The sequence below is a fragment of the Okeania sp. SIO2B9 genome, assembly GCF_010672505.1.
Taxonomy (GTDB): domain Bacteria; phylum Cyanobacteriota; class Cyanobacteriia; order Cyanobacteriales; family Microcoleaceae; genus Okeania; species Okeania hirsuta.
Genome location: NZ_JAAHGK010000123.1, coordinates 1 through 9,375, shown reverse-complemented (window position 1 = coordinate 9,375; position 9,375 = coordinate 1). Strand labels below are relative to the sequence as shown.

Genomic DNA, 9,375 nt, shown 5'->3' with positions numbered 1-9,375 from the left:
TATGAGATAGGAATTGTGGAAATAATTAGGGTTTGCTGAAAAAGTCTTATGGGTGAGGGTAGGAGTCAGGAGACAGGAGACAGGAGACAGGAGAAATGGGAATTATAGAGGAGTTAGTAGGAAGAATAGTCCCTTGATTTTTCTGCGCAACTATGCGCCTAAAATACTAATTTTTTGAACCATTACGACCTAAAAGCTTGGACTTTTTTTAACTAAAAAAGGCTAAAACCTTTATATATCAATGCTTTTATATTTAATCAGCAAACCCTAATTAACAAAAATTAGGAGTAGATAATCGAGAAAAAAAGACAGCATTAAAGCTAGTAAAATAGTTAGAAAAAACTGGATTTGATACAGTTACTCAGGCTCAAAATTATAGCGCTGTGCGCAGGCAACAGGCAACAGGCAACAGCTCATCTGGGGGAATAAAAAACCGATAATATAAGACTTTTAGCTATTGGACAGTTCTTGTAATTTGTAAATATGTCAGCGCACATTGCTATACTTGAAATCCATCAACAAAAAACTGAAATTATGGGCTGAAATTCCGGTCGCGATTCATGTATCTTTTTGTCTTACATTATGAAGTACGAGATATGGGTTTCAAGATAATTGAGAAGAACATTTTTATTATGTCTAAGAGCACATCTCACTTTTGATCTTCGTAGGTTGGGTTGACGTTAGGAAACCCAACAATTGCAACGTTAATAACATCTATTTGTTGGGTTTATCCTACGGATAAGCTCCGAAGAGCGTGCCTCAAACCAACCTACGACATTAATATTTTTGCAAATAAATATGAGATGCACCCTACGTCTAATTAATGAGACTTGATATCAGGAGTTAGTTTAATTCCAAACTATTAATAAAGTACACAAATAGCTTGCTTTAATTTTTTTTGTCAAATCATCAATCTTTTATAAATTTTTTCTTATCCTATATTCCTATATACAGCATCTTTCATATCAGTGAGGTACATATGTTGCGGGCAAGATACGCGCACTACAAAGATCATTAATATTTGTACCTTATATATCTGCAATCTGCTATATATATTTTATAAATCTCCAAAAAATGGTAATAGTTAATAATTTTAAATAAATAACTTGTTTTTCCGAAAAACTAATAAATTATTGCTTATTCCATCTGAAAATGATAACTGGTATGACTGCCATTTGGATATAAAAAAGTACAGACCACAGCAACTTTTGGATTATAATTATCAATCAAATTTCCTAAACCAGCTTGTTGCCAATCACTAATCATTGTTCCTATTTGACTCATCGGTTTAAACTTAACTTGCCAGTCTGCTAAAACCGTACTATTTTCTTCTAACTGTCTAAAAATTATTACCGTGCCTTTTTCGGAAAGTAGGTGATATCCTTGATGGGCGATCACTGCTATTTTTTCAGCATTTGCTTCTATTATTGCTAATTGTTGTTCTTTCGATTCTAGGACATTTTCCATTCTTTTTATCCTTTTTTTATCATTTAACTTTTCTAATTTATCATCTTTTTAATTTATGTTCAATATAAATCTCCAAAAATCAAAAATAAAATCAATTATTATCCATAAATTATCAATTATTCCTCCCTGTTCCCTATTCCCTTTTCCCTATTCCCTAAATCAAAAATAAAATCAATTATTATCCATAAATTATCAATTACTCCCCTCCTGGGAGGGGGAGGGGCGAGGGGTGGGTTCCCTGTTCCCTGTTCCCTATTCCCTAAATCAAAAATAAAATCAATTATTATCCATGAATTATCAATTACTCCCCTCCTGGGAGGGGGAGGGGCGAGGGGTGGGTTCCCTGTTCCCTGTTCCCTGTTCCCTGTTGCCTATTTTCTGGATATGTTCAACATTAATTCTTGAGCTACGGCTTTAACTACATTAATACTTACAGAATTACCCAGTTGATAATAAGCCTTATTATCATTGTGGTGCAAAATAAAATCATCAGGAAAACCTTGTAATCTTGCTGCTTCCCTAGGAGTAATTTTCCTAACTCTATTTTGATGATAAATACCTAATCTATTGGCATCACTTGCCACTAAAGTTACAGCAATTTTATCTGGGTCTAAAAACTTGTAGACTTCAAAAGAAAAGTTTCCTGATACTGGTTTATATTTTGACTCAACTATTTGCAGATAATTTTTACTAACTAAAGAATTGAGCAATTTTTCTAACTGAGGATTAGTAAAAAAACTAGCTATTTGCTCCTTGCTCAACAATTTACCATCTTGATGTTTACCAAATTGACTATTTCTCCGTTTCAAAATCAAACAGTTCATTAATTCTATTTCCTCAGCACTGCATTCTCCTCTCAATCCCAACTCCCAAGAATGAATAGAATTTCCACCGCGATAATCAATTAATCTCATGCCATATAATTTACTTAAATCTCCATTTAATCTCTGTTTTAATGCTGCCACAAATTTTTCCGAAAAATATAATTTTTCATCTGGATTATCTTCCAAAATATCTGCCACAGTTATAGATTTTTTCAGAGGATAAAATAAAGACAATTGTTGTGGGTGATAAGAATGAGAATCTTTCTGACCTTGGTCAGAAATTAAATTAAATTTTGGCCTACTATCTAAAACTCCCAAGATATAAACTCGGAGATGATTTTGGGGTAAATTAAAATTCGCGCTATTCAATAAAAATATGTCAAAACTGTAGCCTCTGCTTTGAATTTCATATTTAATAGTTTCAATTGTTCTACCTTGATCATTAGTCAGCAAACCACGAACATTTTCAAATATAAAAGCTTGGGGTTTATATGTATCTATTAATCTGGTAATCTCAAAAAAAAGCGTACCTCTAGTATCCCCAAATCCGGCTTTTTTTTCCAGCAGAAGAAAAAGATTGACAAGGAAATCCTGCTAATAATATCTCATGGGGTGGTAACTTTTCAATTTGGCGGATATCTCCTAAAGGAAATTCAGCAAAATTTTTTTCATAAACTAAACCAGTGTCAGAATTTATTTCACTACTTAATACACATTCAGTTTCAATGTTTAAATATTTGGCAGCTTGTTCAAAACCTAATCTCATTCCACCAATGCCAGCAAATAGATCGATAAAGCGAATTTTTGTCATTTTATATTTGTTATAAATAGTATATAAATTGTCCAGTTTTTTTCAACCATTATTGTTTTCTAAGTAATCTCTCAAAAAATCACAAAGAATTGACAACTCATTTTTAGAAAATGCCACAGTGCAATGGCTATGCAAACAAATTGTTTGTAATGCTGACTGTCTTTCAAAGTTTCCTGCTCCATCTATAACATAAGCAATTTTGTGACCTGCTGTTTCAACTTGTTCATAACGAGCTTTTGCTTCTCCTCCTTTACGTTCAATAACACTATTAGTAGTTACTTGAAAGCTTACTTCTATAGCTACATATTTCTGGTTTTTTGTGACTATAATATCAAATGAAGTTAAACGTCCTGTAGTTTCGTCAGTATGAGTTACATTAGCTAAGGTAGCATCAGATTTTACTTCAATTCCAATGATTCCAATTTCATCTTTTATATACTGAGCAACAAACTTTTGTGCTAGATGACCTAAAGCATTAGATTTTGCACCTCCTGTAATACGACTAACCCAAATATATCGCTGCTTAATAAAACTATCTAATTTACTGGATTTACCAAAATAATCACCAATTTCACATCTTGCTAAAATTTAAGCAATTTCTTGATTAGCATTCTTATAGGAATTTCCAAATAAAAGAAGTGCAATAGCATCTTTTTGTCTTTCATCTAAAGAATATTTTACAAAAAGATATTTTCCATTAATTTTAAGAGTTTGATTACTTAAAGTTTTTGTAGGTAAGGCTTGAAACTTATAAATTCACTGACTACTTTTCCAGTAATATTTCATTTCTTCATTAGGAAACAAACTTTTAAATTCTTTACTTATACGTTTGAGCATTTCTCCCCCAAAGTCAGCCAGAATAACCAAATGCTTAACAAATAAGTTTCCTGACAAAGCTGAAGAGTTTACTATTGTAAATAAGTCCTCTAATTCTAATACATCAATGCTTAAGATATTAATAAATTGCTCTTGTGTTTTTAACAATAATGGAATTATACTTAACTCTGCTTCCATTTCAGCTAATTCTGTCGGCCAAAATTTTGATGCTGCTTTTTCTAATTCCAGAAACGTTTTTCTATAATCTTCTTTGGGGTTATTCATTATATTTTTTCATTAGTTATAAAAAAAATTGTTAAAAATATCAATAATCAGGACTTACGCAAAGGCACTATGTATAGAGTTTAACTACTGTTGGACAATAGTTTTAAGAGCTATATATAGTTTATCTATAGTTTATCTGCGTAAGTCCTAAATAATTATACAAGAAAAAGTGATTTTACACAATTTAAGGCATCTAGATGACTTGATTAACTAATTGTTTTATAGTACATTAAATTAGTACTAAATTCCTTCTTTCCTCTTCCTTCTTCCCTCTTCCTTCTTATGTTAGAAAGTATTATTTGGATATTATTAATAGGCTTTTTTGTCGGACAAATAGCCTCAAGATTAAAAGCACCGCCACTGGTGGGAATGGTGTTAGTCGGAATATTATTAGGTCCTCAAATTAGCAATACCATCGACTCTAGTATTTTGCAAGCTGCTGACTCCCTACGCACGATCGCCGTTATGGTAATTTTGATGAAAGCAGGGTTAGGGTTAGACCGAGAAAAATTAGCACAACAGGGAAGTGTTGCGATACGGTTAGGTTTTCTCCCTGCAACCTGTGAAGCTATTGTTATTGCTCTAGTAGCAATGTTATTACTTCAGTTTGACTTTGCCACTGGGTTGTTATTAGGTTGCATCATCGGTGCTGAGTCTCCAGCAGTTATCGTTCCCGGAATGTTGCGCCTCAAAAGTTTGGGTTGGGGTGTAGCTAAAGGTATTCCTGATGCAATTTTGACAGGTAGTGCTTTGTCAGATGTTTTGCTGTTGTTGATTTTTAGCCTTTTGCTGGCATTTTTATCCCAAGGAGCAACTACTGTAACTTTACCTGGTGGTATCACTCTCAGCGCATTACAACTATTACCATTTCAAGTAATTTTACAAATTATTCTCGGAGTTATCGCCGGTTTGCTGACGGCGCGAATATTAGTATTGCTGTTAGTCAAACAAAATTGGACTCAAAATGCCACCCAGGATACTTTAGTGGCAGCAGGTCTAGCTCTATTGTTAGTCGTCTTAGCAGAAAAATTTCCCATATTTTCTGGTTATTTGGCAGTTATGGCAACAGGATTTTTTGTCATCGAATTTGATGCACCTCTGGCGCGACGGTTGCGAAATAGTTTTGATACTTTGTGGGTGGTGGCGCAAATAATTTTGTTTGTGTTACTCGGTGCTAGTATCCCGTTGCAAATATTGGAAAATGTCTTGTTGGTAGGGTTGTTAATTTTAGCAGTCGGTACTTTAGTCGGGCGAATGCTAGGTTGGTATCTCTCCACTTTAGGTAGTAATTGGAATTGGCGAGAACGTTTATTTTTACTCCCCGGAAATTCTGCTAAAGCAACGGTACAAGCTGCCATTGGAGCTATTCCTCTAGCAGCAGGTATTGAGGGAGGAGAAACAATTTTGGCTATCGCTGCCCTATCAATATTAGTCACAGCACCTCTAGGAGCTTGGGCAATACCTACCTTTGCACCCAAACTACTACGCAAGGGAGAAGTCGATCCAACCAAGGTAGCGATCGCTCGTCGTATTGTTTTATTAGCTGCCGTTGATACTTCACCCCTTGCTGTGGATGTGTTGTTAAAAGTTGCCGAGTTAGCGAGACGTTGTGATGGGGAAGTTGTGGTGTTGCACGTTATTCAGTCTGAGGATGGGGAAAGTATTGAGCAACTGCAACTGCAAACAAAGCAACTTTTGGCAGATATTCGGTATCGGTTTATAACTGTTGCGGGAGTGGTATCAGAGGAAATAGTTTCTGTTGCACAACAGTATGGAGTAGCAGAAATAGTTCTGGGGAAAAGAGGGGATCGTTTATGGGAGAATGTGTTAGTTGGGTCGGTTTCTCAAGCTGTTTTGGAAAAGAGTTTAATTCCTGTGGTGGTAGTTGAAAAGGTGTAGTTATACTGATATGGGCAGGCAACAGCACTTTGTAGCTTGGGTTTATCGGTTAACCTAACAACCTCCAAGTATCTGTAGGGTTGCGCTGTTGCCAACTCTTTGCTCGCCCTACGATATTTGCGTTCTGCTTGCAGCAGAGCTAGTGCTATCGCACTTAGAGCATCCCTAACCCAACCTACAAGATATGCGATCACACTAGGATTTATAGTTATGCCTGATCACGAATCACAACGAGAGAACTGTAGAAGAATAAACTATCATTGGTTTCAGGATATGTATGCTTCCCACTCAAATAATCATAGGTAACAATGATTTCTTGCTCACCATCATCAGCCTTGTATTGCTTGGTTTTATGTAAACCTGAATTATCGGAGTAGTAATTCTTATAACTACTCGGTTCACTAGTTGAGGCATAAAGAGAATTCTTCCCCATCCAAGGAACATCAAACAAACAGGAGAAAGTTTTCTTCCAAACAGGAGAAAGTTTTCTTCAGTTTCTGATTCTTGGGGTCTTTTAATTTGAAGGTAGTAATGCATAGTAATGATTTAAGTGAGTAAACTAGCATTATAGTGATCAACAAAATACCAAATTGCACCAATATGATTGTCGAGAGATTTTGAGAATGATCAAGTTTTACGTACTCAGCGGGAAACTCTTTGACGTCAAGTATGATTGAATCGTTCAATATAATTTGTATAACTAGTTTCTTGGCCAACCGCACGGTGAAGCTTACTGGGTAATACTTGTGAGTAAGCTTCCCCAAAGTGGAAGAGTGTTTGTCACAAGTGGAGCAGGAAGATTTGGAGGAGATACGAGATGATGTGTTGTTGAATTTAAATTTGCTGGAACGAAAGGATGAAGATATCTATCAGTTACACCCTCTTATTAGAAAGTTTATGGTGGGTAAGTTGCAGCAGTTTGACTCTGTGGAGGAATGGAAACGTAGTTTTTGTCGGGTGGTGGCGGAGGCGGCGAGGGAAATTCCTGATGACATTACACTGGAGCAAGTTAAGGAAGTTGAGGTTAATATTCCCCATATTACAGAAGTGGCAGCAAACTTGACTGAGTATTTGAGTTATGATGATTTGATTACTCCTTTTATTAGGCTAGGTTCTTTCTATGAAGGTCAAGGATTTTATTTACAGGCACAACCTTGGTTAGAGAAGGGTAAAGAAATAGCAGAAAATCATCCAAAACGCGCCACCTATCTCAATAACCTGGCTTTATTATATAGTTCTCAAGGGAAATACAAACCAGCGGAACCTTTGTTTCAAAAAGCCATCGAAATCACCAAAATCGCTCTACCAGAAAATCATCCAGATATTGTCATTCACCTCAACAACCTGGCTTTATTATATAGTTCTCAAGGGGAATATGAAGCAGCGGAACCTTTGTTCCAACAAGCAATAAAAATCACCAAGATCGCCCTGCCAGAAAATGATCTAAAACACGCTACCTACCTCAATAACCTGGCTTTATTACATAGTTCTCAAGGGAAATACGAAGCAGCGGAACCTTTGTTTGAACAAGCATTGGATATGTTTGAAGAAACATTAGGTGAGGAACATCCTAATACTAAAATTGTGCGAGAAAATTTTGAAGTTTGTCGGCAACAACAACAGAGCTAGACACGGATTTTGCCACGGATGCACGGATGATGTCAAATGATTAATCCGTTTATCCGTGCCCGAATCTGTGTCTAGCTTTTCTTTTCCTCAATTAAGCAACTCCATAATCAGTATATTCCCGCATTTCAGGAGCTTGAAATCCCAGAACAATATCTTCTTTTGGTACTCCTCGCTCCACAAGTTTTTGAGCAATTCTCATTTCAGTCATATTTTGCTCTATCCAAATCTTTTCTCCTTTTATATCCAAATGTAAAACACAACCATAAGCTCGCCGATAACCATCCCATCCTACATTCATAACCATATAATGGTCTTGTTTTGTATCAAAAACCGTGTAACAATCTATTTGACCATTTGCTATGGGGATGGCAGCATAAACTGTTAATAAAGACTGAATAATATTGCGATAAGATTCTAAGGTATCCATTGTACAATTACCTCCTGTATTGGGTCATAAATAATTAGTTTTATTTCATACCTTTCTAAGGATATTTGTGCAAATTCCCGCCTAAAAAAAGTGTCATAAGCAACCACAGGTATTGCTAAATATAAAATTCGTGTTGGGTCACTAATTTCTAAAGCTAACCGATAATTCAAGAACTGTCCTAAAGCATTATGGTAATCTGTCAATGGCGAATCACTCAAAAAAGTTTTAATCTCAACTGCAATTTTTTCTTCACCACGCTCTGCTGCTAATAGTTGCTCTGCACCTAAATCAATTTCAAATTTAGTTCCGCCTACTTCGAGTAGTAGGGGATCGTCGGTGATCTGCCATTCCTCCTTTTCCAAAGCAATTCTAACCACAGCATGAAATTTATCCTTAGCGCCCATTTTTACCCTTCTCTAATTTACTTATTAGACTTGTCGCTTTATAACTATAAAAAACTGCTAAACCCTTATCATGTAAGGATTTTAGCAATTTCCAGTGCAAAACGTATGGAATTACTACTGTGTCTTAATTTGAGCGATTTTTTCTATCTATTTAGCGACAACTCTATTATAAATAGTCATAATCATCATCTTCAGGATTATCCCAAATTTTCTGAAAAGCTGCTTCAGACAGTTGAGTAATAGAATTAGTAAAATTTTGCTGTTGTTGTCGCTGAGACAAAAAATCCACAAAATCTACTATTTAGGAAACTTTATCTGGAGGCAAACTCCGGATTTTGGCAATTAGTTTTTTTTCCGACTCGGTGTAAATGTTTGTGTTTGTCATTAATTTATATCAATATTATGTGTCTTATCCTCAAATTATGCTATATAACATAGAATATATATGAGCGCACCTTTCCCATTATCTAAATAATAGCAAAAATTGATTTAAAATTAACCCTTTACTCAAATTTTTTTGTAGGAAATATTAATGGGAGCAATCGCGTAGCGGTGCGTAGCACTATCGGCTGCCCACTATGTTAAAATAAACAACATTAAATTATCAATAAAGGAGGTAAAAATTGAATCGGGAAATACACGAATCACAACAAAATTTATCAGAATAAATTTATGCAATTACCAACTAAGTAGGCAGGCAAAAAAAGTTGTAAAATAGCCTAGTCGAGTAGATGGAGGAAAATTTATAGTGTGCCAGCCCCTTTAAGAGTACATTTGAGTGAAGCTGAAGACAAAGAACTGCTGGAATTCCAG

The 9,375-nt window shown here is 35.4% G+C and carries 11 protein-coding genes; 2 read left to right on the top strand and 9 right to left on the bottom strand.

Features of this window, described 5'->3' with window-relative positions:
• Window positions 1–1,137 precede the first annotated feature (1,137 nt).
• The 5 genes from F6K13_RS06900 to F6K13_RS06885 form a co-directional block, all read right to left on the bottom strand.
• The gene (locus F6K13_RS06900) at window positions 1,138–1,467 is read right to left on the bottom strand and encodes a hypothetical protein (protein WP_124146243.1); all 330 of its coding nucleotides are present in this window, start codon (window positions 1,465–1,467) and stop codon (window positions 1,138–1,140) included.
• Between the two features lie 371 nt (window positions 1,468–1,838).
• Window positions 1,839–2,792 carry a DNA (cytosine-5-)-methyltransferase gene (gene dcm / locus F6K13_RS06895; protein WP_287287071.1) on the bottom strand — a complete coding sequence of 318 codons (954 nt, stop codon included), beginning with the start codon at window positions 2,790–2,792 and terminating at the stop codon, window positions 1,839–1,841.
• Window positions 2,793–2,823: 31 nt separating this feature from the next.
• Window positions 2,824–3,102: a DNA cytosine methyltransferase gene (locus F6K13_RS06890; RefSeq protein ID WP_240039083.1), complete on the bottom strand. Its 279-nt coding sequence runs from the start codon at window positions 3,100–3,102 to the stop codon at window positions 2,824–2,826.
• A 42-nt stretch (window positions 3,103–3,144) separates the two neighbouring features.
• Window positions 3,145–3,600 carry a DpnII family type II restriction endonuclease gene (locus tag F6K13_RS34935; RefSeq protein WP_353734917.1) on the bottom strand — a complete coding sequence of 152 codons (456 nt, stop codon included), beginning with the start codon at window positions 3,598–3,600 and terminating at the stop codon, window positions 3,145–3,147.
• 258 nt (window positions 3,601–3,858) lie between these two features.
• A complete protein-coding gene (locus tag F6K13_RS06885) occupies window positions 3,859–4,203 on the bottom strand; it encodes a hypothetical protein (protein WP_205127457.1) in 345 nt (114 codons plus the stop codon).
• A 282-nt stretch (window positions 4,204–4,485) separates the two neighbouring features.
• Here F6K13_RS06885 and F6K13_RS06880 point away from each other — a divergent pair, with 282 nt between their 5' ends.
• On the top strand, window positions 4,486–6,102 hold the full coding sequence (locus tag F6K13_RS06880; RefSeq protein WP_124146244.1) for a sodium:proton antiporter: 1,617 nt from the start codon (window positions 4,486–4,488) through the stop codon (window positions 6,100–6,102).
• A 208-nt stretch (window positions 6,103–6,310) separates the two neighbouring features.
• Here the strand turns inward: F6K13_RS06880 and F6K13_RS06875 are convergent, their stop codons facing one another.
• The gene (locus tag F6K13_RS06875) at window positions 6,311–6,553 is read right to left on the bottom strand and encodes a hypothetical protein (RefSeq protein WP_124146245.1); all 243 of its coding nucleotides are present in this window, start codon (window positions 6,551–6,553) and stop codon (window positions 6,311–6,313) included.
• A 335-nt stretch (window positions 6,554–6,888) separates the two neighbouring features.
• Here F6K13_RS06875 and F6K13_RS06865 point away from each other — a divergent pair, with 335 nt between their 5' ends.
• The gene (locus tag F6K13_RS06865; protein ID WP_240039088.1) at window positions 6,889–7,731 is read left to right on the top strand and encodes a tetratricopeptide repeat protein; all 843 of its coding nucleotides are present in this window, start codon (window positions 6,889–6,891) and stop codon (window positions 7,729–7,731) included.
• Between the two features lie 91 nt (window positions 7,732–7,822).
• Here the strand turns inward: F6K13_RS06865 and F6K13_RS06860 are convergent, their stop codons facing one another.
• The 3 genes from F6K13_RS06860 to F6K13_RS06850 form a co-directional block, all read right to left on the bottom strand.
• Window positions 7,823–8,158: a XisI protein gene (locus tag F6K13_RS06860; protein WP_124146247.1), complete on the bottom strand. Its 336-nt coding sequence runs from the start codon at window positions 8,156–8,158 to the stop codon at window positions 7,823–7,825.
• A complete protein-coding gene (locus F6K13_RS06855; RefSeq protein WP_124146248.1) occupies window positions 8,146–8,562 on the bottom strand; it encodes an element excision factor XisH family protein in 417 nt (138 codons plus the stop codon). Before F6K13_RS06855 ends, F6K13_RS06860 begins: the two co-directional genes overlap by 13 nt.
• Window positions 8,563–8,728: 166 nt before the next feature.
• Window positions 8,729–8,851, bottom strand: coding sequence for a hypothetical protein (locus F6K13_RS06850; protein ID WP_275670414.1), 123 nt, complete (start codon window positions 8,849–8,851; stop codon window positions 8,729–8,731).
• Between the last annotated feature and the right edge of the window lie 524 nt (window positions 8,852–9,375).

What these genes read in the sequence shown, in the direction of transcription:
- F6K13_RS06900 (WP_124146243.1), bottom strand. Translation starts at nt 1,467, where the DNA reads ATGGAAAATGTCCTAGAATCGAAAGAACAACAATTAGCAATAATAGAA.
- F6K13_RS06890 (WP_240039083.1), bottom strand. Translation starts at nt 3,102, where the DNA reads ATGACAAAAATTCGCTTTATCGATCTATTTGCTGGCATTGGTGGAATG.
- F6K13_RS06885 (WP_205127457.1), bottom strand. Translation starts at nt 4,203, where the DNA reads ATGAATAACCCCAAAGAAGATTATAGAAAAACGTTTCTGGAATTAGAA.
- F6K13_RS06880 (WP_124146244.1), top strand. Translation starts at nt 4,486, where the DNA reads ATGTTAGAAAGTATTATTTGGATATTATTAATAGGCTTTTTTGTCGGA.
- F6K13_RS06860 (WP_124146247.1), bottom strand. Translation starts at nt 8,158, where the DNA reads ATGGATACCTTAGAATCTTATCGCAATATTATTCAGTCTTTATTAACA.
- F6K13_RS06855 (WP_124146248.1), bottom strand. Translation starts at nt 8,562, where the DNA reads ATGGGCGCTAAGGATAAATTTCATGCTGTGGTTAGAATTGCTTTGGAA.